Here is a 25,372-nt window from a genome sequence, read left to right as displayed (position 1 = left end):
ATTGATGGAGAAAACATGGGATCGCTCAACATCAACGGCCGGGCAGTGGCCGTACAAGCCGAACCGGACATGCCGCTCCTGTGGGTGCTGCGCTGCGACCTCGGCATGACCGGCACCAAGTTCGGCTGCGGCGTGGGCATTTGCGGCGCGTGCACGATTCATCTCGACGGCAAGGCGGGCCTTGCCTGCCAGACGCCGATGTCGAGCCTGCACTCGCAGAAGATCACCACAATCGAAGGCGTGCAGGGCGCCGAAGCACAGGCGCTGAAAGCAGCGTGGATCGATCTCGATGTGGTGCAGTGCGGTTATTGCCAAAGCGCGCAACTGATGGCGGCTTGCGCGTTGCTCAAGCAGAAGCCCAATCCCACCGATGCCGACATCGACGCGGCGATGTCCAACATTGTGTGCCGTTGCGGCACGTATCCGAGGGTGCGGGCGGCGATTCACCAGGCGGCCGCGAAACGGCGGCCCGCTTAGGGCCGACAGCTTAGGGCCGGCACCACCGCAGGCGGGGGCGCCTGGGTGAGCCAGAACTATCCACGAGTCAGGCGCGCTCAGTTCGCCAGCATCTCCACGACTGCCACCACTACCGTAAAAACGCCGATACAACCGCCCAATGTGGCTGCGCCTTGCATGAATTGCGACATACGTGACCCCGTAACGTGGTGAAGAGGCTCGTATTTAACCCGAATTGAAAGGTAAAAGAAAGCTTGTCAATAATAGTGATTTACCCGGATGAGACGAGACGAGGCGGGAGGGTCAGGGCGCCTTGGCAGCCGCGGTCGGCACGGCCTTAGCCGACGCAGCCGCGGCAGCGTTGGATACCGCTGCTCCAGGCGCCGTCTGCGCATCGGTCTCCCATCCACCGCCGAGCGCGAGGAACAGGTTGACCTGATCGATCGCCACCTGACCTTCCGCGGCTGCCACCTGAGATTTCGTCGAAGTCAGCGTGCGGGTTGCGTCCAGATCCGAAATGAACGACTCGCGTCCGGCGCGATACAGCCGATGCGTTTCGTCCGCTGACTGGGTGGCCGACTTCAACGCGGCACGCAAGGCGTCGGCGCGGGCGTAGTCGGACGCATAGGTCGCGAGGCTGGTTTCGGTTTCGCGTAACGCGGTCAGCACCACGCCGTCGAACCTGGCCAACGCCACATTGCTCGACGCTTGCGCTTCGCGCACACGACCCCGCGCGCCGTTCGTGGGGAAGGTCCAGCTGATCAGCGGACCGAAGCCCCAGCGCGCCGTCGGCGAGGTGCCGAGGTCTTCCAGAACCCCGGTCAAACCCGCCGACGCACCGATGCTCACCGTCGGATACAACGCGCCCGTCGCGACGCCGATGCGCGCCGTCGATGCCGCCAGCTGACGCTCGGCCTCGCGCACGTCAGGGCGGCGTTTGAGCAACGCGGCGCCGTCGCCGACCGGAATCGGCTGACGGATTCGCGGCAGCGTGCTGCACGCCAGCACGGCTGGCGGCAAGTTGGACGGCGCGCGTGCGAGCAGCGCCGCGAGCCGGTATTGCGCGATCTGGCGGCGCGCGGTATAGCGCGGAATATCCGCCGCCAACGTATCGACCTGGGTCTGCCCGCGCGTCACGTCGGTCTGATTGCCGCGGCCCGCATCGCGTAGCCGGCGCGATACGTCCACACGCTCCTTCTGCAAGGCCAGCGACTGCTGCGCGATTCTGAGCTCCTCGGTAGCCGAGCATTGCTCGACGTAAGAGCGCACCACATCCGCGACCACCGTGATCCGCGCGAGATCGCCGGCCGCCTGCACGGATTCCGTGTCCGCCGCCGCCGCTTCGACACCGCGTCGCAGCTTGCCGAACAGATCGATTTCGTATGAGATGCTGATGCCGATGTCGCCTTCATTCACGACCGGCAGCTTCTCGGTCAGCAGAAACTGCTCGGCCGATTCCTGCGCGCGTTCGAGCAGCACCGAACTCTTGCCGGAGAAGCCGCCCTGCGCCTGCGCGACGCCCAGTGCTTCACGCGAACGCGCGAGGTTGGCTGCCGCGACGCGCAAGTCGGTATTCGATTGCAGCGCTTCGTCGACGAGGCTGTTCAGCACGGGATCGTCATAGAGTTTCCACCAGACCGCCGGCACGTTTTGCCGCGTGGTCAGTTTGGCATCGGCGCCCTCGATCGGCGCATTGGCGAGTGGCGCGTTGACCAGCGCCTGCTTCGGCAGCGCGTAATCGGGGCCGACATTCACGCAGCCGTTGAGCGCAACGGCCAACGGCAACAAGGGCAGCAGCGGCAATAAGGGCAGGGCGCGCGATGGCTTCATTGCGATGCGCCCGACATGGCGGCAGCAGACGCCGGTTGCGCAGCAGCAGCGGCGGAGGCAGCCGGAACCGCAGAAGTAGCCGAAGCCGCCGATGCATCCACCGCACCCGAAGCGCCCGCAGCCGGACGCGGCTTGCCGGTCGGCGACAGATCGCGCACCGACACAGTTGCCGTGCGTCCGGCGATCATGCGGAAATCGGCTGGCACCTCGTCGAGCGCGACGCGCACCGGAATCCGCTGCGCGAGCCGCACCCAGCTGAATGCCGGGTTCACGTTCGGCAGCAGATTCGATCCTTGCGTGCGGTCGCGGTCTTCGATCCCCGCGACGATGCTTTGCACGTGACCGCGCAGCACGTTCGGCTCGCCCATCACCTGGATATCGACCCGCTGGCCGATGTCGATACCGCGCAGCTTGGTTTCTTCAAAGTAACCGTCGACGCGGAACGAATGCATATCCACCACCGCCAGCACCGCACGGCCCGCCGAGACGAATTCGCCGCTACGCGGCGCGCGGTCGTTCAGATAACCGTCGACCGGACTCACGATGGTGGTGCGTTGCAGATTCAGTTTGGCCGTATCGATCGCGACGTTCGCATCGGCGAGCGCGGCTTCCGCCGTTTCGACACGCGAACGGCTTTCTTCGGCGACTTCGGCCGCGACCAGGTTGCCGAGCTGGCGATTGCGCGCGTCTTCGCGGCGCGCCTGATCGAGGGTGGCGCGGCGTTGCTGCGCGGTGGCCTGCGCCTGGCGCAGGGCGAGCGCATAGCGGGCCTGATCGATCACGAACAGCACCTGGCCTTGTTTGACCTGCTGGTTGTCCACCACCTCGACCGATGAGATCAGCCCCGAGATATCCGGCGCGACCTGGATCACATCGGCGCGCACGTGGCCGTCGCGAGTCCACGGTGCGAACATGTAATAGGCGACCAGTTTCCACAGCACGAAGGCTGCCACCACGACGACGATCAGGGTCAGCAGAATCTGACCGACGGAGAACCAGGTTTTTTTCACGTTATTAGTCTGTGCGAAACGACGACGACAAGGCCCAGCACCAGCACATAGATGCCGAGATCGAAGATGGAGCGATGCCAGACAAAGCGGTAAAAGCCGACGCGGGCGAGCACCGTGCGGATGGCCAGGTTGATCAGATAGGCGACCAGCATCAGCACGAGCACGGCCGGCACGAACACGCCGAAGATATCGATTTCACCGATCATCGCGGGAACGGGCAAAGGAGTGGATCGGGTTGCGGGACAGGCGCATCAGGCAGCGGCCTCCGGTTCGGGCGGCGTGGGTGTGATTAGCGTGGCCGGAAACAGCGAAAGACGCAAGCCGACCAGCGCGTGCAGCGCCTCGCGCAATCGGCGCGCGGAGGTTTGCGCGGCCAGGCCCGGCGTGCCGGCATTGGCGAGTCCTTGCGCGGTGACGCGCGCCACGGCGGCATCGATCGACGACATCAGGCTCTCGGGCACCGGTTGGCGCGTTTTCCGGTCGACGCAGGTTTCGAAGTACCGGCACACGTCTTCGAGGACATGATGGATCGCGGCCGGCGCGTCGCCACCGAGCTTGTGCGTCACGCGGCGCAGATCGAGTGCGTTGAAGGCGATGCGCAGATCGCGGAAGCTTTCGATTGACGGATGGCGGTGGTCGTCCGTGGCGGCGAGGCGCGGGATCAACTGCATCAGGCGGTCGAGCATGCGCGCGGCGAGATTGCGCGGGTCTTCGATTGTTCGCGTGGACGCGGTCAGCGCCACGTCGGCCCAGCTCGAGCGCAACAGCCGCGAGGCCGCGAGTTCGGCGCCGAACGGCCGTGTCGCGCGGGTCCACAGATACGCATACAGCAAGCCGGCAAGACCCGCGAGATTGCTGTTCACGAAGATCAGGAAGTCGGCCGAGTAGGCATCCTGAATGCTGATGAAGGTAGCCGTATTGACGGCCACGAGCACCGTCACCATGTTGAACTGCGGGCGCGGGATCAGCGTGCCGACAAGGATGAACGGCGCGGCGAACAGAATAACCAGCATCGGGAAATCGTGCACGTGAGGCAGCACGGCGAACAGATAGATGCCGGCGGCCACCACGCTGATCGCCGTGGCGACGAAGAACTTGAACACCATGGGCGCGGGTTCGTCGAGCGCGGCGAAGAAGCAGCACGCGATGGCGGCCAGCGTCACCGCACTGGCGCCGTCCGCCCAGCCCGAGCCGATCCACAGACTGCACGCGATGATCACCGCGGCGCCCGCCGATACAGTCGAAAACAGCATGATGCCGCGGTCGAAGAACCGTTCGGTGCCGCCCAGCCGCCAGTGGCGAAAACGTGGCCGCCACGAGCCTTCTTCGCGCGTGATGATGATGCGCAGCGAGCGGCAGTCTTGCCAGAGGTCGATCGTCTGTTTCATACGCCACAGCGCGTTCGAAAGCAGCGCGCCGTCCCAGGTCGCCAGCGCGGCCGGCAGCGGCTGCATCGCGGCGATGCGCTCGCGCAATGCGTTGGCTTCCGGGTCGGGGTGATAGCCCCCGCTGGCTGCGGGAAGCGGCGCATGGAACCACTTGATGACGTCGTTGAGCAACGTCTCGAGACCCTCGGGCCAGGTCTGGCGGCCGCTGTTGTAGAGGGCGACTAGCGGGTCGGCCAGCGCCGACATCATTGGCAGCAGCAACTGCATGCGCCCGCGCAACTCGTGAGCACGCGCCAGGATGTCCGGCCGGGTATGGTCGTAGGCAAGCTGGCTCAGCAGGAGTTCCAGCCCGTTGATCGTGCTCGCGATCCGTTGACGGGCTCCCGAGATCGCCGAGCTCGCAATGCGCCCGGACAGCGTTTCGGCCGCATAGAACGCGGCGTCGCGAAACCACGCGTCGGTCCGCTCGATGATGATAGGCGCGAGCCGGCTGGGAAACAGCGAACTGCCGACAATGCTCGCGCACACGATGCCGAGCGTGATCTCCTCGGTGCGGCTGATGGCCAGATCGAACACGCCGCCCGGATTGGTCACCGAAGGCAACGCAATGATCGGCATGGTGTAGGCCGCCAGCATGAACACGTAGCTGCGCGCGGTGCGATCGGCCACCGCCAGATACAGCAACGTGCCGGTCCACAAGGCGACGATCACGCTGAACAGATACGGTGATTCGACGAAGGGCGGCACCAGCAACACCGCGGCCGATGCGCCGAGCACGGTGCCGAGCGCACGATAGAGCGCCTTGGAGCGGGTCGCGCCGACAAACGGGTTCGACACGATGTAGACGGTGGCCATTGCCCAGTACGGCCGCGGCAATTCGAGCGAGAGACCGATGTAAAGCGCGATCATCGCCGCGGCAAACGTCTTGAGGGAGAACAGCCAGTCGCGGATGGAGGGATAGGCCATAAACCGTTACGCGGCGGCTTCGCCGAGCCGGCTGACGGTCAGGAGCGGCGTGGCGCACGCTTCGGAAACGCTAAAGGCCGCGAGCACGCCATGGCTCGCACGCCGCCATTTTCTGGCAGCGACGACCAGGGTCCTGCTGACAATGCGGCGCAAAGCATGGAGATTCGACATGGCCGCTATTGTATTTCCTGGATATTCGTTAGCAAACTGTTGAACCGGATTTTTTGCAGAGCCGACGGATTCGACGATGCACCGCGTTCAAGATAGAACATATTGATCAGGAGCAAGCTGCATGACATTCAATCTTTCGCGATGCCTGGCGCTGGGATGCGCGGCCGCCGGGGCTTCCATCCTGGCATTGCTCATGCAACCGGTATTCGCGGCGCATCCCTACGCGTCGCATCTAAAACCGGTGGCGACGATCTCGGACACACGGTTCACGATCGACACGTCGCAAGGGCAAGCTGAATTTCCGCTGTATCTGTCGAAGGATTGGAACGTCGCGCAACCGCAGGTGACGCGTGCGGTGATCGTGATTCACGGCAAGCTGCGCAACGCGGACGTGTACTTCCGCACTGCGCAGAACGCGCGTGACGCTGCCCACGCGGATGCCGACAGCACGCTTCTGATCGCGCCGCAATTCCTCGCCACGCTCGACACGCGCATGCATGGCGAACCGGCCGATCTGCTGCGTTGGACCGGCGACGCGTGGATGGGCGGCGAGGCGGCGCGGGCGCCGTTGCCCATCAGTTCGTACGCGGTACTGGACGCGATCGTCACGCGTCTCGCGGATCGCAAGCTGTTTCCGAATCTGCGGCATGTCGTGTTCGCAGGGCATTCGGGTGGCGGACAGGTCGTGCAGCGTTACGCCGTCGCGGCGCATAACATCGACGTGCTGACGAATGAAGGCATCGATGTGCGCTACGTCGTGGCGAGCCCGTCGACGTATGCCTATTTCGATGCGCAACGGCCGAATGCGCAAGGTGTGGCGGCGCCGTTCGATGCCGCGCAATGCGCCGACTTCAACCAATGGAAATACGGCATGGACAATCGGCCGCCGTACCTCGACGACCGTTCGCCGGCAGAACTCGAAGCGACTTATGTGTCGCGCCGCATTGACTACCTGGTCGGCGGCGCGGACGACGATCCGCAGCAAAGCGCGCTCGATAGAAGCTGTGCCGCCGAAGCGCAAGGTCCGCAGCGTGTCGCGCGCGCGGAAGCGTATTACCGGTACATCCAGTCGCGTCATCCGGAAGGGCTGAAGCAGCGCTTTCATATCGTGCCGGGTGTGGGTCACGATGGCGCGCGCATGCTGACATCGGTTTGCGCATTGTCGGCGATGTTCGACACCAAAGGATGCGAGCAATGAAAGGAGCGGCATGAACCGTGCTGCCACGATAAGGTCACCTTTCGAACGGCCGTGCCGACATGAACAACACCCGAATCCTCGCGGCCGCGATCGCCGCACTATCGCTCAGCGCCCTGTTGCCGTGCTGCGCGAATGCCGACGATGCGCCTGGCCCGTGCGCGTCGCTCACACGGATCGTCGCGGCGGCGCCGGACGGTTTGGCCTCGCTGACGCCGGATGACGGCCGGGGCGTCGCGCAACCCTACGGCGATGCCGGCCACCATGTCCAGCCGCGTCGCGAGCGTCGCAACTCGACCATCGAGAGCGGCGCGATCTCGATGCGCGGAAACACAGCGGGCGGCACGCCGAGCGCATGAACGATTGCGGCCCTGATGACCGGCGCGTGCGTGACGGCCGCGACATGTTGCGTATCGCGCGGTGTGCGGTTTGCTTGTGCGCCTGATGCCCAGCTTTTTGACTCGTCCGTGCCGTCGCTCGACGCATCGCCCGCTCGCCCGGTTGCCCGCTCGCTCAACGCATCGTCCAACGCATCGAGCCACCGTCCTACCCGTTTCACGACCTGATTGAACGACTCCCCGCCGTGCGCGGCAGCGTCGGGATCATGTGTCCATCCTGAGAGGTCTTGCGGCGCTTCGGCGGCGAGATCGGCGAGACGGCGGCCATGCCACAGGCCGTAGTCCATATCCGCCAGCCCGGCCTCGACCGATGCGCCTTGCCCCAAGGCTGCGGCGCCGATGCCCAAGGCCGTTGCCGTATCGCGCGCGCAAACGGCCGGGCTGACGAAAACCGCGGCGTCGTCCGGAATCGACAGACGCGCACGCGCGGCGCTTGCTTCGGCGAGGCCACGCGCGTCGAGCGGATCGTCCGCGGGGAAGCGGCCCGCGCGCATCGCCGCAGTCGATGCGTGGCTGATCAGTAACAGCCGTGTGTCCATTCAGTTCATTTCCAGAGAGGCCGGGCCGGAGCGGGACGCATGAAACGCATGCTTTGGATTGCCGGGGGCCCAAGTTTAGCGCGTAGAATAGCGTCACTGCGAAGCACGGAAGCCGGTGAGAGCCCGGCGCGGTCGCGCCACTGTAATCGGCATTCACGAGCCGAAAGCCAGACCTGAGCTTCGCACCATCCCTCTTCAATCGACTATCGGGGCGCGTTACCCCCAAGGAGATGTCCATTATGACTCACGCCGTTTTCGATCCCGCTACGCAGCCTGCTGCACAGCCCGTTGCCCAACCCACGCCGATTCCGCTGCGTGAATTGCTGCCTTGGGTCGTATTCGGCGGCTTGCTGCTGTTGCTCGCGCTCTATTTCGTCGGTGCGGAACAGGGCGCCACGTCGCTGGTGCCTGGCATGTACGTGCACGAATTCGTGCACGACGGCCGCCATCTGCTCGGCTTTCCCTGCCACTAACGGGGTCGAACATGGTCGGTAAATTGTTGGTACGCGGGATGCTTGCAGGCATCGCCGCGGGATTGCTCACGTTCGGCTTCGCCAGATTGGTGGGCGAGCCGCAGGTCGACCAAGCCATTTCCTTCGAGGAAAAGGCCGAGGCAGCCAAAGGCGAAGCGCCCGAACCTGAGCTCGTCAGCCGCGACACCCAGGCGGGCCTGGGATTGTTGACGGGCGTGGTGACGTATGGCGCCGCGTTCGGTGGGCTGTTCTCGCTGGTGTTCGCGTATGCGTACGGCCGCGCCGGCGCGTTGAGCGCGCGCGCGTTGTCCGCATGGCTGGCGCTTGGCGCGTTTATCACGCTGGTGATCGTCCCGAACATCAAGTACCCGGCGAATCCCCCTTCGGTGGGCGACCCCGAGACGATCGGAACGCGGACCGGCTTGTTCTTCCTGATGATTGCGATCTCGCTGGCCGCGATGGTGTTTTCGCTGAAGGTTCGACGCCGCGCAGCGCTGAAGCTCGGCGCGTGGAACGGCTCGATTGTGGCAGGCCTGGTGTTCGTCGCGATCATTGCTGCCGTGCAACTGTCGATGCCGACGATCAACGAAGTGCCCGCGACTTTCCCGGCGGTGCTGTTGTGGAAGTTCCGCGTCGCGGCGATCGGCATGCAGGTGGTTATGTGGACGACCGTCGGGCTGCTGTTCGGCGCTCTGGTCGAACGAAGCAAACTGCTGGTTCCCGCGAACCGCAGCGCCGCGAAGTCTGCTTACCTTTGATGGGGGGCGTGGCCGCGTAAGCCGCGGCGAAGCCGCTTTCCTGTTAGCGCAAAAGGCGTGACCGCGTAAGCCGCGGCGAAGCCGCTTTCCTGTTAGCGCAAAAGGCGTCACCGCGTAAGCAGCGGAGAAGCCGCTTTCCTGCTAGCGCAAAAGGCGTCACCGCGTAAGCAGCGGAGAAGCCGCTTTCCTGCTAGCGCAAAAGGCGTGACCGCGTAAGCCGCGGCGAAGCCGCTTTCCTGTTAGCGCAAAAGGCGTGACCGCGTAAGCCGCGGCGAAGCCGCTTTCCTGTTAGCGCAAAAGGCGTGACCGCGTAAGCGGTCACGCCGACATGCAGCGCGAGAGAAGCCAGCTACATCAAGTACTTGGCGCGCTTGCCAGAATGTTATCCACAGGCTTGCGAACATTTTCTGTGGATAAGCCAGCCCTCCGCAATGCGTCCATCCGCGCGAACCGCGTAGCCGATCATCCCTGCATTCACCCGCACCGCCAACAACAAACCGATCTGCGTCAAGCACTTAGGTGCGTAGCCCCGTTGTTATCAACAACCCTCTCCACATTTTCTGTGGATAAATTGATCCCGCGTTGTACAAGGTCCGCAAACATCTGTTCCGTTTGAACTCAACAACTTGGTTGTTGGCATACGGTCTCCGGTTGTCCGTATTCACTTTCGCTACCGCGTCGAGGGCGCGGCTCGGGAAATGCCGCTTGGAGCCTGGCCGCGTGTGAGGCTCGCCACGATCAGGCTGGAGCTTGATGAAACGAAGCTGGGCGTGCAGCGTTCCGGCGATCCGGCAGGCCAGCGCAAGCTGGTCGCGGACAAGCTGAAGGTCGAGAAGGCGCAGGTTGTCCGGCAGCAGCAGGAGCTGGCCGAACGCGAGCGGCAGGACGCTGAGTCACAACTGACCGTAGTGGTCATGTTTGAGACGTGACATCCCTGGGCGATGGTAGACAACACTCCGGACGGGGCCAGGGGCGTGCGGCGGATGTTCGATCTGCACCTGCTGCCAAATGCAGGCGGTACGCGTGTAAGCGACGTGATGCCCGGCGATATCCGCGGGGCAGTCCGCACGCTCGTCGATGCAGGAAAAATTTCGACAGGCATATCGCTGCACATGTACACCAATGCGATGCCCGTGTGGGCGGGCAGGCGCAAACCCTGGCGGCTGCTCTTTGAAGGGAACCCGGTTGAAGGCGTGTGCTCGCACGCATCGCAGCCACCGCACCGCATGACACCGGCAACCGAACTGCGTGAACGTTCCGGATGACTCCGTTTCCCCTGCTCTTTTGCAAGTCACTTGTCGTTGATAGCTGGGCCAGCTCCCAGCAGGCGTCGTCGTCTTTCCGCGGACGACGCTCGACTGCCTTTGCCCGCTTCGTGCGGGTTTTTTGTCTTTTCTGATCTGGCGCAAACAGTGCGGCAGCAAGTCCAGCCCGTCAACGGCGTGAAGCTCGCAGACTCTCCCCAAGTCAGACCGGACCACAGCCTTGTACCTGTCAAATTTCGTCAATGCGATCGCGCTGACGATTTTTGTCCTTTGCCGTCGGCTAGATTACGGAACTGGCCTGCGGGCAGATGAATTACGGTTTCAGCTTTACGCGGAATAGATGGGACTATTAACTAACGGAACGTCCATGGCGGAATCTGATCGTGTAGCAGGGTTGATAACAGGCAGGCAGTCGGCGCACATGGAGATAATCCGGCGCTATCCAAAGGACAGGGCGCCGGCGGACGAGCACAAGCCGCGACCGATGCCCGTGGTGTCGGTTATTGAGTGGGAAGTACGTGAGGAAGTCTGCGAGCCATACAGGATCAGGGCGCTCGTTTCGACAGCGGGACCGGTGTCGCGCAAGGACATCCTGGGTCAGTGGGCGAACTTCAGGTTCCAGACCGGGGAAGGCGCCCAGATTCGCGAGTTCCGGGGCTTCGTATCGCGCTTTCATTCGGTGTCGCGCTCGCCTGACGGCTGCACGTACCGCGTCGTGATCCGCCAGCGCCTTGCCATGCTGGACGGGCCGAGCAACTGTGCAACGTACCAGAACAGGTCGTCTGCCGAGATCGTTGGCGATATCCTCAATCGCCATGACAGCCGCTTCTGGATGCGGATTGAATACAGGTTGCAACGACCGCACCCCAGACATTCGTTCCACTTCCAGTACAACATGGGCGACTGGGCGTACTGCCGGCTGCAGATGGAGCAGGACGGCCTGTTTTCGTTTACCGAGATGGATGAGCACGGCGAAGTGCTCGTCATTGCCGACGATATCGACGGCTATACGCGTCCGGCGATCGGACTTCCACATCGTCCTGTGTCGGGCCTGCTCACTTTTGACGAGTCAGTCTATTCGCTGAAAATCAAAACACGCGCCATTCCCGAATCGTTCATCGTTGCGGACTACAACCCCGAGAACGCCGCGACGATCTTTCGCGAAGAGGCACGCGCGCGCGACGAATTCAGCGCCAGACTGCACGACGGGACCACGCTGGGTACACCCATGGTGTGGGGCACCCATCACGAAGACGCCGAGGGGGCGAAGCGTGAGGCGACCTTGCGGCACGAGGCGGCGCGTTCGCAACAGGTCACCTGCAAGGCGAAGTCCACGATGCCTGCAGTGCGGCCTGGCTGTATCGTGCAGCCGGACGTGCTGGACGCCTATGCGGTCGAGGAAACGGGTGCGCCTGACTCGAAGGAAGGGATGTTCGTCTGGAGGGTGGTGCATCGTGGCGCGCGCAACCAGAATTACAGGAATACATTTCACGCGATTCCGGCGGGCCGTCCGTACCGTATGCCTGTTGACGAGTCGCGGTGGCCCCGCATCCACGGCACACACGGCGCAACGATCAGATCGCCGGATAAATACAGGTTTCCTTACCTGAGCGCAAAGGGTGAAGTCATCGCCCGCTTTCACTGCGATTTCGGCAACTGGCCGAGTGGGGCGGAGAGCATGCCGCTGCGGATGGCGAAGCCCTTCGCCAGCAGGGACCGGTCAGGTCTGAACATGCCGCCGGTGGATGGTGACGAAGCCCTGGTGGCGTTCCGTGAGGGCAACCCGAACAAGCCGTTCGTCCTGGCTTTCATGCCGAATGCCGTGAACGAGGACCTGATTAACAGTTCGCGGCGGCGCATGTCGCGCAGCGAAATCCGCACGCGCTCGGGCAACAAGCTGTGGATGGATGACTGGGACAACCAGGAAGGGATCGAACTCAGCACGGAGCACTCCGGCCGTTCGCAGCTCAACCTCGGCCATATCCCGGATCGTGACCTGAACGAGCGCGGCACGGGGGCGGAGCTTCGCACGTCGGGTCATGCGGTTGCGCGCGGCGGTGCGGGCGTGATGGTGACGGCGTACGACCAGGCGGACGGCAGCGGCAGGGTGCTCGCCATGGGCGAGACGGACGCGCAGCTCAGGGACCATCAGGCGATGAGCAGGTCACTTGCCGAGTCCGCCGAGGCGTCAAAGGCTTCGCCCGCCGACACGGTTGCACAGCAGAACATCAACGATGGCCTGCACGATCTGAAGAAGCCGGGTGTGCTGGTCACGGGACCAGGGCCTGTCGGACTTGTATCGGGCGATGGTGTACATGTCGCCGCCGATGGCTCGATCATCGGCACGGCGAAGAAAGGGATTCACTTCAGCACGTTCAGGCGCTTCACGGCGACAGCGCGCGATGCGATGTCGTTCTTCTCGCAGAAGGGCATGAGTCTTGTCACGTCGGCGGGAGACTTCGTGGCACAGGCTCAGCGTGGCCGCATGCAGCTTGCCTCGCAGGGTGACATGACGGTGGAGACGGTGAGCGGCGTTTTGCACATGAAATCCCCGAAGGAAATCGTCCTGAACGTGGGCGGAACGTACCTGCGCATGACGCCGGATGGGATTGAGTTCGGGTCGCGGGGGGGCGCCGTGTTCAGGACCGGGGGCCTGAAGAAGGTGGGTCCCGCGCAGATGGACTTGGGCGGTACGGCTTTCGCGCCGACGTTCGTGCCGTTCACGACGGACTGCGAGGTGTGGCGGACCAATCCAGATTTCATCCAGGAGATCGCGCCAGCGCCCGCACCGATGCAGTGGGAGGGACTGGTGAATACGGGGACGGTGGCACCTGTGCCGTCGCTCAGCGCGGGCTCGATGGCCTCAGCGGATGGTGTGTCGAGTGATGGGGGGAGTCCGTGGGGCGCGGGCGTTCCGCCGACGGGAAGAAATACGCTGGTTGAGAAAGGGCGTGGCGTTCTGGTGGTGAACGATCCAGATAATGCGCCAAGCGAAGGACCAGCAGGGAATCCAGACCCGATCAAACTCGAAAGCCCTGCCCCATGCGACTGGCAGCTTTCGGATTTCGTGGCGTCGGCAACGATGCAGCGCGAAACACCTACGTACCAGAAGTACGGCTGGACGAGGACTGAACGGCTTGTAAAGGGCGGAAGGCCGGTAATGTGTGCCGGGATAGCGCCAACTACATGCCAGTTCATTTACGACTCCAGCGCCAGGACCCTCACGGCAAAGGTTGTGACTGCATTAGTCCCACGATTGCTGGTGAAAATGAATCCCGCAACGAGAGAGCCGCTGCGTGACGAACAGAATAACTACGTGGTTGTGCAGTATGAAACTTTCGGCAACGGAGCGAATTCTGGCAAGTCGCTTGCCGAACAGGGTTTGATGTTGATTGAGCGTGACCCAAGGGAAGTCGATGCATCTACGTACAAGAATATGATCGAAAAGACGCTGAATCAGGGGAATTACAAACTGATTCTCGATGGTTGCAGCAAAGCTGGGGCTTGTGGCTGCCGGATTGCCGTGAGATTTTGCGCGGATGTGCATGTGGTTAAGGAGGCTGATGCTCGGGCGCTTAACCCGAACGTCACGATCAACCTGTACCCGACTACTGATCGGGCCGATGCTGCTAATTGGCCGGAAAAAGAATATAAGCTCGATAACAGCGGTGCTGGAAGAGTACCGTATGTGACCCAAACGAAATCACACGAGACAGGGCATTTGTTTAATTTCCCTGACGAGTATTGGGAACAAGGGGGATTTGTGCACTCGATGTATATCAAAGACGGCAGGGATATAGATTTTGATCTGGCAGACAGGAATAAAACTACGGGTAAATTCTGGGTGATTGAAGCCGAAAATAACCTTATGGGCGGCGGGTGCCTCAAGCCGGCAGCAACCACTTCACCTTACTACCTCGAATATATTCGCAGATGGTTTTCCGAACACACCAACAAACTATGGCGTGTTGGCTACAACGCTCCTGCCGTCGCCACAAAGAAAACCGGAGCAAGTGATGGAAGCTCAACTGTGAAGACCGGGGTGGTTCATGCCAACAAGTAACGATGGTCAGAAGTTTCGGAAGATACTGAAGGCGGCTTTCTGGTCGTTGATGGTGATATGGATAGGAGGTAGGTGCGCGATGGCAAATGATTCGAATAATGAGATCCTGCGGCCCGGTGCGTTTTCCCTTTCGTGGTCGGGTGGCCTTGAATATGGTTCGAGAGAGATGACTTTCGATGGAGTAGACAAATTTTATTTTGCCAAAGGGGACACGGTAAACGACGACACCCAAACTGGCGTGGGGGTTTTTGTATTGAGTCTGCAAAATCGAGACATAGAGGAGCTGAAAGGGGTGGCGCAGACTTTATGCGAAAAAGATATCCAAAGTGGCGGCCCTGAAACGCATGATCCTGCTGCAACATTCACTGTTGTGTGCATGGATGACGGGAAAGTTGCAGGTAGCTTGGGTTCTCTGCGTCTGATTCCTGAAAAATTCAGGCGCAAAGTTTTTGATGTTCCCTTCAGATTGTCGGAGCAGGCTCGAACGGATGGTCGAAAGCTTATCAAGTTGGATTTTACCGTCGTGAATGTAAAGAAAAAGAGCGGGCACTATTTTGTGTCTGTGAAATTTATAAATTCCGGGGATCGCCTGATAAAATTTAAGACGCCGGATAAATGGATGGGAACAACTGTTGGGGGGAGATTGGGGGTTGGGGCTGTTAATAAAATCGCCTCGAATGGGAAAGGTGAGGAAGTTAATGGTTCGTGGGCGTTTGGGTTGGATGGGCAGGATTTGCTTAATCGGAATGCCTTTCCGGATGGTGCCGTTGTTTTGAAGCCTGGGGATAGTGAGGTTCTGGAGTTTAAAACAAGTCCGGATTATAAGGCTGAAAAGGGCGACTACGAATTCTCAGGAATCGCATTTATGAGAATCGAGTATGAGGGATATGGATGGGGGCTTTCATCGCAGGTAGATTTTAAACCGGTGAAGGCACGAATCACCATCGACCACGACTACCCTTCGACGCCCGAAGAGCGCGAACAGTGGGAGGCCACACACAAGAAGGACATGTCCTCGCAGCCGGTCAAGCCGGGCGAAACCTTCGTCGAGCACGGCCTGTATCGCGCCGTACGTACCAGCGGCGGCTATCGCGGCCTGCTGCTGAAACCATTCAGGGCAGGCGACGTGGCGACAACCGAGCCGGTGACGATGCCCATGGACTCCGAACTGGTTGACGTCAACATCGACGGCCCGGTGCAGTGGGTGTGGGAAGCGAGCGCGCCAACCCCTATCAGGCAGTGGTCATCCGACATCACCGACGGCACGCAACAGTTCTGCGAACCGGGTGTGACCTGTCCGCGCAGCGGGCGATGGGTGGCGCGTGTGCGGACCAGCCCTTTGCTTCAGCCTCTGCAATATGAATATCAGCTCGCAGGCATCCTCACGCTACGCCGGGGTGACGCGATGCCGCCGGTTCAGGGACAGGGCGATGCAGAATGGGAATGGGTGGGGGCGGCACGTGGCTGAACGCGCCTGCATTCTTCGCCTTGACCGGACCGCGGCGGGCGGGACCGTGCTTGACGGCATTGAGGGAACAGGCGTCGGTGAGCGCGGCATGAGCTACATCGGCGCGCGTGTGCAGTGTCTCGCGTGCGAGACCGTGGGACACATCGAGGCGGACAGGCCGCGCCACGAAGCGGACGCCATCGAAGGCAAACTGCCCGCACTGGAGAACGACTTCTGCCGTTGCCGGTGTACCCCTTCGCCCCGGTTGATCGCCTCGCAGCGCGAGTGGGCTTACGAAAGCTGACGGGGGAGACACGCCGATGAGTTTTCAATGGGACCCGTCCATACCGGACGAATGGCCCGAGGCGGAGCGTTTGTCCGCGTGGGTGTTTGTTGCGCTGTTCTTCGTCATCGAGGGGGGCGCACTTCTCATCACGGTGCTTTCGTGGCCCAGGGGGGCGCCCATCGCATCGGAAAAGTTCATGCGGGACGCGGTGTTGTTACCGCTCCTGCTCTGGCTGACGCTTGGCTCATGGCTGTACGCGATGGCTTACGACAGTGTGGCATTTGGCAATGCGGTCAGGAACGCTGCCCGCTGGCATCTGGTGACCGACTGGCAGCGAAGCAGCCGCGCGGGCCTCCCCATCCTCGACAGTGTGATTCTCACGCCCGAGCCTGATCTGGCGTTGCGCATGTTGGGACTGGAGGGGAAGGCACCGGAGAATCCGGGACGGGTCATGGCGCTCGACGATGTCGCTGCAACGGAAGGTGTCTCGCGGGTCTCGGCGCTGGCCGGAAAGCTGATGACTCCGCTTGTTCCCATGCTTGCCAGGGCAATGCGTGACGATTCGTTCGATATCGTGATGCAGTGTGACCGGCAGGAGGTGGCTGGCGAAATTCAGGCTGCATGGGAGCGGCTGGAGTTGCCTGGCAAGCCGCGTATCCGCTGGATGGACAACAGCCGGGAGATTGACTTTGCGAAATTCTGGATCGATGACGATCACAAGCCCCTGTCGTTTACCCATTACGTTAGCGAGCAGACGCCAGGATACCGGCTTCTGCTCGCGTGGCATCTGAACGAAGCCGCACAGGCTGAACCGGCTATGTCGGAGGCGGCAGTGGCGTTGCTGGTCGCGTCTCCCGCGTTGATGAGCGAGAGGAACAGGCCGCGTCCGCAGGCCTGGTTGCTGCGCCAGATCGTGTCCGACGCCGACCAGGTGGACAGGTCGCTTGGCCTGTTGCTGAAGGCGGAGCAAGTGCCGGCAGACCGCATTCACCACTTCTGGCATGGGCGGCTCAAGGGGTTGGCACAGCATGCCACCATGGGAGCGCTCAGGGACAGCGGCCTGACGCTGGCTGCACATGAGCTGGAGCAGGCGGTGGGACCGCAGGCACCGGTTGCGCACTGGGCGGTGCAGGCGCTGGCGGCGAAGATGGCGCACTACGGGCAGGGGCCGCAACTCATGGCGCTCCCCAGCGAACAGGGCGTCGTGCTGAACCTTGCCGCGAAAGAGGCTTCATCGGTCAGCGTGCCGTGGAAACGGACCTACGAGCCTGATCTGTTTTCGGGGGCGGAACTCATCATGTTTATTTCGCTGTGGGCGTTTGGCCTGCTGCTGTCCACCGACAAGACATGGGACACCTCTCAAACGGTTTTCACCTGCTTCATTTTCGTGCTGATTGTCCTGAATGTTATCCGGCGCTTCTGGAGCCACAGGGTGCTGGTGCACGATTTCTGGGACAGGTATGGGGGACAGTCATGAATCGTCGCAGGTCGGGCAATGGCGTTACGGGTGCATCTACCGCTGGCTTTTCCTGTCCATGTTGTGTGCGGTCTTCCTGAACGTGATCGGATACTTCGCTGCGGGAGACTCCCTCAGCAGGGTGATCCTCTGGAGCGGCATCGTTGCGCTTGTCCTGATCATTGGTCAGGGCGCGCATTCGGCCATTTCGGCGCCAGGCAGGCTGACGGATGCATCGATTCGGCAGAATGCATTCGCATCAATGGCTTGGTTCTGTTGTGGGCGTGTTGTCCACAGTCTTATGAACGTTTTCTGTGGACAAGTTCCCTGGCCGCATAACGATATGCGAATCGCTTGGTTGCCCGAAGCCGGGGCAAATCCGACACTCACTCCAATCTCACGCAAACCGAGCCTGGAGCCATGTCGAATCCATCAAGCCTGCGCCCGTCATGGGCGACTCACATCACGGCGTTTCTGCTGCTCGCCGCATCGGCAGTCGCGACGACAGCCACGGCGATAGCAGCGCCACCTTCGGGCGATCCGATCCTGATCGGCGTCAGCGGCCCGCTTACCGGCCAGAACGCCCAGTACGGCGCGCAATGGAAGGCCGGCTTCGATCTCGCATTGGATGAGATCAACAGTCACGACGGCATCAACGGCCGCCCGCTGAACTACGTCTTCGAGGACAGCCAGAGCGACCCGCGCCAATCCATCACGATCGCGCAGAAATTCGTCAACGACCCGCGCATCCTGATCGAACTCGGCGACTTTTCCAGCCCGGCTTCGATGGCGGCGTCGCCGATTTATCAGCATGCCGGCCTCGTGCAGCTCGGCTTCACCAACTCGCATCCTGACTTCACCAAAGGCGGCGACTACGTCTGGAGTCCCTCGGTTAGCCAGGCCGACGCGCAGCCGCTGCTCGCCGACCTCGCCGTGAAAACGCTCGGCCTCAAGCGCATCGCCGTGCTCTATCTGAACACCGACTGGGGACGCACCAGCAAGGACGTTTTCGTCAAAGCCGCCAATGAACGCGGCGCGCAAGTCGTTGCGTCCGAAGGCTATCAGTCGGCCGAGAAAGACTTTCGCGCGACGCTGGTGCGGGTGAGCGCGGCCAACCCGGACGGCATCGTGCTGATTTCGTACTATTCCGACGGCGCGCAAATCGCCCGCCAGGCGCGCACGAGCGGCATCAACCTGCCGATCGCCGCGGCCAGTTCCGTGTATTCGCCGAAATTCCTCGAACTCGGCGGTGAGGCTGTCAACGGCGTGGCGACGAACACCAGCTTCTTCCCGGGCGAATCCGGGCCTGAGGTGCAAAGCTTCGTCAAACGCTTCGAAGCGAAATATCACCGCGAACCGGACGCGTTCAACGCCTATGCGTACGACGCCGTCATCATCGCCGCCTACGCGCTGCGCGCCGGCGGTCCCGACCGCAAAGCCGTGCGCGATGCGCTGCCGAAGCTGCACGACATTCCGAGCGTCGTGTTCGGCAAGGCTAACTTCGATCCGGCGACGCGTCGTGTGATCGGTGTGAAAAACATCAACGTGGTCGTGAAGAACGGCAAGTGGGCGTTGCTTGAGAGCAAGGCGACGGTTGCGCAGAAGTAGGCATTCCGCTGTCCGTTCAACGCTCCGCTCACCCACGCATTCGTCCACACCATTTTCACCATGAGCCTCTTACTCGATCACATCGTGATTCGCGTCCACGACCTGACGCAGACCATTGAAGATTTCAGCGCGCTTGGGTTCACTGTGCAGCAAGGCGGCACCCATGCCGACGGCGTCACGCACAACGCACTGATCGGTTTCGCCGACGGCAGCTACATCGAACTGATCGCTTTCTTGCAGACGGCGCCGCAGCGTCGCTGGTGGGACGTGGGGCAGCGTCACGGCGACGGCTTTGTGGACTACGCGTTGTTGCCGTCGAGCGTGGGTGCCGTGATCGACGCGGCGCATGGGCGCGGATTGCAATACGACGGTCCGCAAGCGGGTGGGCGTGTGCGTCCGGACGGCGCGCGGCTCGAATGGCAGATTGGCCGGCCGCAGACCAGTGATCTGCCATTCCTGTGCGGGGATATCACGCCACGCGATCTGCGTGTGGCTGAAGGTGCGGTGCGTGACCATGCGAACGGCGTGCGAGGGGTTGCGAGTTTGACGCTCGCTGTGGACGATTTGAACGTGAGCCTGCAGCGGTATCGGGCGTTGCTCGGTGTCAGTGCGGAGGCGACGCGGGCAGTGGCCTTGCCGGGCTTGGGGGCAAGGTCGGCGACGGTGTCCATTGGCGAAACGTCGGTCGTGTTGTTAAGCCCTGTGCCAGTCGATGCCGCGAGCGTGACCACCGAAGGCGCGGCGTTGCGCCGGCAACTCGCCACGCGGGGAGAAGGGGTGTTTGGTGTTGCGCTGCGCGCCGACGGTCATGCGGGGTCGCGCGTGCTCGATCGTGATCGCACGCATGGTGCGTGGTTTGAGATCGTTGCGGGGTGAAAGAGGCATTGTTAGCCGCGCAGCGCTTTCTTGCTCCATCATGACGCGTCCCCGCGCGACGGATGAACGCCGTGTGGAACCCAATCAGGTTGCGTCGTGAAAAATCACCCCTAGCGTGTGCCGATGCCCCGAGCGCAGGCGGCTCACGCCGTGCCGCAGATTCACCCGGTACACGCCGCGCGTGCCTTGCACCGGCCGGTGATGAACCGCGAACACCACCGCATCGCCCTTGCCGAGCGGCACGACTTCCGTGCGCGACTGCATCCGCGGACGCTGCTCCGTCATGACAAACTCACCGCCCGTGAAATCCTTGCCTGGCTCGGAAAGCAGAATCGCGACCTGAAGCGGGAAGACGTGCTCGCCGTATAGATCCTGATGCAGGCAGTTGTAGTCGTCCTTGGTGTATTGAAGCATCAGGGGCGTCGGACGCAGCTGACCGGCTGCATGGCAGCGCGCGATAAACTCGCCGTGCGCGGCCGGATAACGGACGTCGATATTCATCGCCTCGTTCCAGCGATTCGCGACCGGCGCGAGGCGTGGATAGAGCGCGGCGCGCAACGCCGCCACCCGATGCGGCAGCGGATACGCAAAGTACTTGTATTCACCCCGGCCGAAACCATGCCGCGCCATCACGACGCGGCTGCGATACAGGTCGTCGCGCGGATAGAGCGCGCTCAGCGCGTCGCATTCCCGCGCATTGAACAGCTTGCGCAGCATCGCGCAGCCGTAGCCATTCAGTTCTTCTTCGACATCGAACCAGTCGATCGCGTCGATGCGCTGCGCAAGCGAGCCGGCGTCGATGCCCGAGCCTGGTTCCAGTGCGCCCACGTGTTTCGGTTTGGGCTCGAACCCCAGCGCAAGTTCCAACTCCGGCGACTGCGACTGCAGCTCCTTCGCGACCGTATTCATGAGCATTCTCCGTAAGGCGATTCATCGAGCGATGACTGAGTGTAAGGATGCGCCTAAGGTCGTGCACTCCGACTCTTGCTCTTTAATTCCCGTATTGTTATGGCCACGCCGTTCGAATCCGCCACGCAGGCGTCGGGCGTCGGGCGCCGGGCTTCGGCGGCATCTTGAGCAAAAGCAATGGTCCGATTCCAACATGCCGATTTCGCAAAACGTGTGGCAAGGTTCATAGTAAGACCCTATTTGGCCCAACAAGCGTATTCGGAGACTTTGACCATGTCCGCTTCCCCAGAGAAACTCGACGACTGGCTCGACAAGGAGGTGGTGACCGAAGACGACATCACCGCTTTTCCGCTGAGGGCAATGGCCGCAACCCTGGATCGGCAGGAGCGTGGCGACACGGTGCCGCCGCTCTGGCACTGGCTGTACTTTCTGCCGATCGCGCCGCTGTCCGAGGTCGGTCCGGACGGGCATCCGAAGCGCGGCGGATTTCTGCCGCCGGTGCCGTTGCCGCGCCGCATGTGGGCCGGCGGCCGCCTGACGTTCCACGCGCCGCTCAAAGTCGGCGAGCATGCGAAACGCACGTCGACCATCGCCAATATCGAAGACAAGACCGGCCGCTCCGGTCGCCTCGTGTTCGTGACGGTGCAGCACACCATAGAAGCCGGCGATGAACTGAAGCTCGAGGAAGAGCACGACATTGTCTACCGCGATGCGCCGCAAGAGGGCGCCCGGCCGCCGCAAGCGGCGCTCGCGCCGCAGGACGAAACGTGGCGCCGTACGATCGATGCGGACGCCGTGATGCTGTTCCGCTACTCCGCGCTGACCTTCAACGGCCATCGCATCCATTACGACTATCCGTATGTGACGGAGGTGGAAGGCTATCCCGGGCTGATTGTCCACGGTCCGCTGATCGCGACGCTCCTCGTCGATCTGGTGCGGCGCGAACAGCCGGACGCGACGCTGCACAGCTTTGCGTTCACGGCGCTGCGGCCCACCTTCGCGGGCCAGCCCTTCACGGTATGCGGCAAACCTTCTGCCGACGGTGGGACCGTCGACCTGTGGGCCAAAGACCATACAGGCTATCTGACCATGCGCGCCACGGCGGCGCTCGGCTGAGCTAAGCGAGATTCGATTGTGCGAATTACGCGGCAGGATGCGACTTCGGCGGATTCAGAAGACGTCGCTGCTGCGTGCTCTACCGGGTTGTCTCTGTCGTCACGCCCACCAGTTGCAATGTGCTGCCCCGCACTTCGATCTTCACCGGATCGGTTTTCTTCCAAAGCTTTTTGGGGACGACCAGCTTCCAGGTGGAATCCTTGCCGGCATTCCGGAAAAACGCGACAACGCCGACATACTCTGCTTCGCTGTTCATCGGCTCGCTGATGCTCGCACTGGCATCCGGGCGGAGCACCACGTCCGTGGTTGCCAGCAGATCGGCCTTTAGCGCATCGACATCGTTCGTTTGCAGTTGTGTGTAGCCGAGCTGCTGGAACGTTTGCGGCGTTTTCAGTTGATAGATCCGCACTACGGTCGACAACGATTGTCCGGCACCGTTTGGGTTCGCTGACGACCGGCTGACAAGATCCACATTCATCACCTTGATTTGCGTCGTAAACGCCCATTTGGCTGCATCCACCGTACCGTCTTTCACAGCCTGTCCTACTCCGCAACCTGTGACGGCAAGGATAGCCAACGTCACGGCGCCGATTCGAATTGTGCGCATCGTTTTGTTGATCCTTTTTTGTGTTTCATGTTCGTGAATCGCTTCATCAATGCATTGAGTGCTGTCGAGCAGCATATCGGTCGCTGCCTCCTGTCCATGCGCCCAGTTGCACACGCGTAACCGCACCAGGCGGGCCCGGTAGGCGAGGCCGCGGCAGTTGGGTCGTATAACCGAGACTGACCTGATTCGAATTCAGTGCCTGCGTGGGCATGAGCTCGGGGTTGACATGCATTTCGAGTTGCGCCCGCGCTTCGTAGCCCAGGTAAAAGCGCAGCAGCGCCATGACCTCGCTGTGATTCGCCCGCCCCGGCATCAAACCGAGTACCGATTCACGTGTTTGTGGCGTGATGACGATCCGCACTGCGTTTGCGTAGTCGTAGAATCCGCGGCCAAGCAGGCATCCCTCGCCTAGCGGGGTTCGCGGGTAACCTGCCGCGCTGATCCACACGGGGTGAAACTCTTCCACGATGATTCGCGCATCCGGCACCGCGTGTTGCAACACGCCAACCAGACCTTCGGCCGTGCGCGTCTTCTGGCTTGCGAGTCCCAGCATCGACAGCAGCGCGCGTGTGCTTACGCCCGAAGGAAGCCCCTGTGGGGCAATCACAGCGGATTCAGGCGAAGCGATGCCGAGGCCGGCGAAACTCAGCAGATAACGCGATATTTCATCTGTTCCGCCTTTCCTGAAACCAGCGGGATATCGGTACTTGCGCCACACGCGGTAAAACTGCGTGACTATCCGATGATGGAAGATGTCGAGGAAGGCCGACATCGATTCGGCACCCTCGCGATTTTGCGCGACTTCGTCGACAAAGTACGACGGCATGCGTGCGTCGACACCGTACAGTCCGAGAAAAGTCGTGCGTATGGCGGGCGGCATCGCCGGATTGTCGAGGTCGTATTCGACCGCGTCGATTTCACGGTTCGGAAAACCGAGTCGCGCCCGCGAGCGAAAGCGCACGGGCTCCGAGTTCGGCGAATCGGTCGTGCCGATGGGTGGGCGATCGGGTGCGGCAAGTTCGATCAGCTCGCAGAAGCGGAAGAAATTCATCCGCACCGCGTCGACGAGTAACGCGGGCAGCAACGGCCGGTCGGCGTGGTTTGCAAATGCCAATGCGAGTTCCTGCTCCGCGCCTCTCCATTGCGGTCCGTTCAAAACGGGGCTCCTTCGCCTTTCGTATCGGGCCATTCGATCCGGCGGCCAGTGGGCTGTGACACGATCACCAGTTTGGTGAACAGGTTCAGCGTGGCGTACAGCGCGAGAAAGCGATTCAGCATTCCGCCGAATAGTTCGATATCGCCGTCGCCGGCGAAGGCGGCGCTGTCGAGTGTCACCTCGATCTCGACGCCGCGCTGCAGCCCGCCCTTGACGAGCTTTTGCAGCAACCGATGTTGTACGTCGGTGATCGCGTCAATTCGGCGCCGGTTAAGTTCACCCTCGGTCCAGTCGTACAGTGCAAGGCTCCCGCGCAAAATTTCCGCATTGAGCAGCGACAGGTAGTTTGGCGCGAGATGTGACAGCACGCGCCACTGGAAACGGTCGCCGGTTGGTGGATACACGGGGAGAGTCGGCGCGGTCAGGTTGCGCACCGCGCCGATATTGGTGAAGCCGCCGCGCATGCGGTTGATCCCTGCGTCGCGCATGCCTTTGCGCGGCAACATGCCGTTCGTGCCGGTGACGGAAAGCGACAACGTTTCTTTCGGCAGCGTGTCCTGGTGCTCCCATGCATGACCGCCCAGGACAATCCAGGTGTCGAAGCGCCCGGATGGGCCGCGTCGCATACGCGTATGGAAATACCGATCCGGCATTTCATGGCGCAGCATGCCGCCGCGATGACGGAAAGCGGCGAACGGCGCATAGTCGAAGCGCCGGCCAGTGCCCGCTTCGAAACCCCGCACGCTCTCGACCGAATAGATGTCGACGTGATCGCCCCGTTGTTCAAGCGCGTGTACGCGATATTCCGTCTCATACTGCGACGCCGTGATCGGATCCGCTTCCAGCGCGAACAGATTGATGATGGGTGTGCAATAGAGGCGCACGTTGTCGGCGCAGAAGTGCATGTCGTCCGGATACGTGTTCGCCAGCACCACCTCGACGTCGAAGTATTCGGCGGCCTGAGGGATTGCCTGCATGTCGAGACCGAGGAGGTCCACGAACATGAATTTTTCCGGGAAGGTGAAATATTCCAGCAGCAGCTGGTATCTGTACAAGGCGGTGACGAGCGGTCAGACGCTCAAGTCCATCGAGATCAAGTGGTACAAGATCGACGACGCGGGGAAGGAAAAGGAGTACTTCAACACGAAACTCGACAACGTAAAGGTCGTAGCGGTCAAACCGAAGATGCTGGACATCAAGAACCCGGCCTACGAGAAGCACAATCATCTGGAAGACGTCGAACTGCGTTACGAGAAAATCACGTGGTCGTACAAGGACGGCAACATCATCCACGCCGATAGCTGGAACGAACGTTCATAGAAGCAACGTGTCACGGTGCCGCTTCGCGTCTCCTCTAGGGCACCGTTTTTAACGCACGAACCGTCCTCAAGCGGTTCGT

Annotated in this window: 21 protein-coding genes, 4 pseudogenes and 1 riboswitch; of the genes and pseudogenes, 15 read left to right on the top strand and 10 right to left on the bottom strand. The window is 61.9% G+C overall.

The genetic code is table 11. The features are described 5' to 3' along the window. Positions 1-15 precede the first annotated feature (15 nt). Entirely contained in the window at positions 16-477 is a 462-nt protein-coding gene (locus DSC91_RS12610; protein ID WP_115778595.1) for a (2Fe-2S)-binding protein, read from the top strand. Between the two features lie 282 nt (positions 478-759). Here DSC91_RS12610 and DSC91_RS12605 read toward each other — a convergent pair whose 3' ends face one another. From DSC91_RS12605 to DSC91_RS12585, 5 genes and pseudogenes are all read right to left on the bottom strand, one after another. Then, a complete protein-coding gene (locus DSC91_RS12605) occupies positions 760-2,286 on the bottom strand; it encodes an efflux transporter outer membrane subunit (RefSeq protein WP_115778593.1) in 1,527 nt (508 codons plus the stop codon). Continuing rightward, complete coding sequence (locus DSC91_RS12600; protein WP_115778591.1) at positions 2,283-3,296, bottom strand: efflux RND transporter periplasmic adaptor subunit; 1,014 nt, start codon at positions 3,294-3,296, stop codon at positions 2,283-2,285. Before DSC91_RS12600 ends, DSC91_RS12605 begins: the two co-directional genes overlap by 4 nt. Beyond that, entirely contained in the window at positions 3,293-3,502 is a 210-nt protein-coding gene (locus tag DSC91_RS12595; RefSeq protein WP_115778589.1) for a DUF1656 domain-containing protein, read from the bottom strand. The genes DSC91_RS12600 and DSC91_RS12595 overlap by 4 nt, the downstream gene beginning before the upstream one ends. Positions 3,503-3,547: 45 nt before the next feature. Beyond that, positions 3,548-5,650, bottom strand: coding sequence for an FUSC family protein (locus tag DSC91_RS12590; RefSeq protein WP_115778587.1), 2,103 nt, complete (start codon positions 5,648-5,650; stop codon positions 3,548-3,550). A gap of 15 nt (positions 5,651-5,665) precedes the next feature. Next, a pseudogene (locus tag DSC91_RS12585) lies at positions 5,666-5,821 on the bottom strand (MarR family winged helix-turn-helix transcriptional regulator); the annotation flags it as partial. A 121-nt stretch (positions 5,822-5,942) separates the two neighbouring features. On the opposite strand from DSC91_RS12585, the gene DSC91_RS12580 reads away from it, so the two are divergent. Together DSC91_RS12580 and DSC91_RS38215 are read left to right on the top strand one after the other, a co-directional pair. Next, positions 5,943-7,019: an alpha/beta hydrolase gene (locus DSC91_RS12580; RefSeq protein ID WP_115778585.1), complete on the top strand. Its 1,077-nt coding sequence runs from the start codon at positions 5,943-5,945 to the stop codon at positions 7,017-7,019. A 59-nt stretch (positions 7,020-7,078) separates the two neighbouring features. Further along, positions 7,079-7,270 (top strand): annotated as a pseudogene (locus DSC91_RS38215) (hypothetical protein); the annotation flags it as partial. Here DSC91_RS38215 and DSC91_RS12570 read toward each other — a convergent pair. Next, positions 7,261-7,953: a histidine phosphatase family protein gene (locus tag DSC91_RS12570; RefSeq protein WP_115778583.1), complete on the bottom strand. Its 693-nt coding sequence runs from the start codon at positions 7,951-7,953 to the stop codon at positions 7,261-7,263. The pseudogene DSC91_RS38215 and the gene DSC91_RS12570 overlap by 10 nt on opposite strands. Before the next feature lie 97 nt (positions 7,954-8,050). Beyond that, positions 8,051-8,138, top strand: a riboswitch (adenosylcobalamin (AdoCbl) riboswitch). A 54-nt stretch (positions 8,139-8,192) separates the two neighbouring features. Here DSC91_RS12570 and DSC91_RS12565 point away from each other — a divergent pair. The 10 genes from DSC91_RS12565 to DSC91_RS12520 all read left to right on the top strand — a co-directional run bounded on the left by DSC91_RS12565 (position 8,193) and on the right by DSC91_RS12520 (position 20,185). Continuing rightward, on the top strand, positions 8,193-8,426 hold the full coding sequence (locus DSC91_RS12565; RefSeq protein ID WP_115778581.1) for a CbtB domain-containing protein: 234 nt from the start codon (positions 8,193-8,195) through the stop codon (positions 8,424-8,426). 11 nt (positions 8,427-8,437) lie between these two features. Then, positions 8,438-9,184 (top strand): CbtA family protein, encoded by a 747-nt coding sequence (locus DSC91_RS12560; RefSeq protein WP_115778579.1) that lies wholly within the window; start codon positions 8,438-8,440, stop codon positions 9,182-9,184. A gap of 722 nt (positions 9,185-9,906) precedes the next feature. Next, a complete protein-coding gene (locus DSC91_RS12555) occupies positions 9,907-10,113 on the top strand; it encodes a hypothetical protein (protein ID WP_162831381.1) in 207 nt (68 codons plus the stop codon). 54 nt (positions 10,114-10,167) lie between these two features. After that, positions 10,168-10,449, top strand: coding sequence for a hypothetical protein (locus DSC91_RS12550; RefSeq protein ID WP_115778575.1), 282 nt, complete (start codon positions 10,168-10,170; stop codon positions 10,447-10,449). Positions 10,450-10,816: 367 nt separating this feature from the next. Beyond that, positions 10,817-14,512, top strand: a complete 3,696-nt coding sequence (locus DSC91_RS12545; RefSeq protein ID WP_162831380.1) for a type VI secretion system Vgr family protein — start codon at positions 10,817-10,819, stop codon at positions 14,510-14,512. Beyond that, a complete protein-coding gene (locus DSC91_RS12540; RefSeq protein WP_115778571.1) occupies positions 14,499-15,980 on the top strand; it encodes a hypothetical protein in 1,482 nt (493 codons plus the stop codon). The genes DSC91_RS12545 and DSC91_RS12540 overlap by 14 nt, the downstream gene beginning before the upstream one ends. A 46-nt stretch (positions 15,981-16,026) precedes the next feature. Further along, entirely contained in the window at positions 16,027-16,263 is a 237-nt protein-coding gene (locus tag DSC91_RS12535; protein ID WP_244218012.1) for a PAAR domain-containing protein, read from the top strand. Between the two features lie 16 nt (positions 16,264-16,279). Continuing rightward, entirely contained in the window at positions 16,280-17,722 is a 1,443-nt protein-coding gene (locus DSC91_RS12530; RefSeq protein WP_115778567.1) for a hypothetical protein, read from the top strand. Between the two features lie 399 nt (positions 17,723-18,121). Next, positions 18,122-19,309, top strand: coding sequence for an ABC transporter substrate-binding protein (locus DSC91_RS12525; protein WP_115778565.1), 1,188 nt, complete (start codon positions 18,122-18,124; stop codon positions 19,307-19,309). 60 nt (positions 19,310-19,369) lie between these two features. Next, a complete protein-coding gene (locus tag DSC91_RS12520; protein WP_115778563.1) occupies positions 19,370-20,185 on the top strand; it encodes a VOC family protein in 816 nt (271 codons plus the stop codon). 84 nt (positions 20,186-20,269) lie between these two features. Here DSC91_RS12520 and DSC91_RS12515 read toward each other — a convergent pair whose 3' ends face one another. Further along, complete coding sequence (locus DSC91_RS12515) at positions 20,270-21,094, bottom strand: 2OG-Fe(II) oxygenase (RefSeq protein ID WP_115778561.1); 825 nt, start codon at positions 21,092-21,094, stop codon at positions 20,270-20,272. Positions 21,095-21,367: 273 nt separating this feature from the next. Between DSC91_RS12515 and DSC91_RS12510 the strand changes: the two genes are divergently transcribed. Continuing rightward, the gene (locus tag DSC91_RS12510; protein ID WP_115778559.1) at positions 21,368-22,210 is read left to right on the top strand and encodes an HTD2 family dehydratase; all 843 of its coding nucleotides are present in this window, start codon (positions 21,368-21,370) and stop codon (positions 22,208-22,210) included. 79 nt (positions 22,211-22,289) lie between these two features. On the opposite strand, the gene tssJ is transcribed toward DSC91_RS12510, so the two are convergent. The 3 genes and pseudogenes from tssJ to tssF all read right to left on the bottom strand — a co-directional run. Continuing rightward, positions 22,290-22,892, bottom strand: coding sequence for a type VI secretion system lipoprotein TssJ (gene tssJ / locus DSC91_RS12505; protein ID WP_229758197.1), 603 nt, complete (start codon positions 22,890-22,892; stop codon positions 22,290-22,292). Next, positions 22,864-23,868, bottom strand: a complete 1,005-nt coding sequence (gene tssG, locus DSC91_RS12500; protein WP_115779816.1) for a type VI secretion system baseplate subunit TssG — start codon at positions 23,866-23,868, stop codon at positions 22,864-22,866. The genes tssJ and tssG overlap by 29 nt, the downstream gene beginning before the upstream one ends. A gap of 101 nt (positions 23,869-23,969) precedes the next feature. Then, positions 23,970-25,019, bottom strand: a pseudogene (gene tssF, locus DSC91_RS12495) (type VI secretion system baseplate subunit TssF); the annotation flags it as partial. Here tssF and tssD point away from each other — a divergent pair. Continuing rightward, positions 25,006-25,293, top strand: a pseudogene (gene tssD, locus DSC91_RS12490) (type VI secretion system tube protein TssD); the annotation flags it as partial. The pseudogenes tssF and tssD sit on opposite strands and share 14 nt — an antisense overlap. Positions 25,294-25,372 lie beyond the last annotated feature (79 nt).

Source organism: Paraburkholderia caffeinilytica (assembly GCF_003368325.1).
GTDB lineage: Bacteria > Pseudomonadota > Gammaproteobacteria > Burkholderiales > Burkholderiaceae > Paraburkholderia > Paraburkholderia caffeinilytica.
This window is presented reverse-complemented; position numbering and strand designations above follow the sequence as displayed.